The following is a 346-nucleotide window of genomic DNA, read 5'->3' as shown; positions in this document are numbered from 1 at the left end:
ACGGTACGCGTGTCAAGGATAATAAAAAGAAGGGGCGCGCGGGTACTGAAGACCTTGAGAACATGACGGTCAACGAGGTTATGCAGCATCAGCAGGCTGGTGACTTTAATGCTGTCGGTCGCTACCAGATCATTACGACCACGATGCCCGAGATCGTTCGCGGCCTAGGCTTGACCGGTCAGGAGAAGTTTGATAGGACTACTCAAGACCGTATGTTCGATTACCTGATTGGTGTCAAACGCCGGGCTATTGGTGATTACATCTCGGGGCGTTCCGATGATCTGAATGCTGCGGTCTACGCCGCATCGCAGGAGTGGGCGTCGGTAGCCGCTCCCGCAGGTATGCC

1 protein-coding gene is annotated in these 346 nt (G+C 54.9%); it reads left to right on the top strand.

What is annotated here, in order from left to right:
• A partial coding sequence (locus tag AC1RPQ_RS08200; RefSeq protein WP_481762294.1) for a lysozyme family protein occupies positions 1–346 on the top strand: 346 nt, incomplete at both ends.

The sequence above is a fragment of the Dellaglioa sp. CoH-57-MRSF-21 genome (genome assembly GCF_056781915.1).
This window is presented reverse-complemented; position numbering and strand designations above follow the sequence as displayed.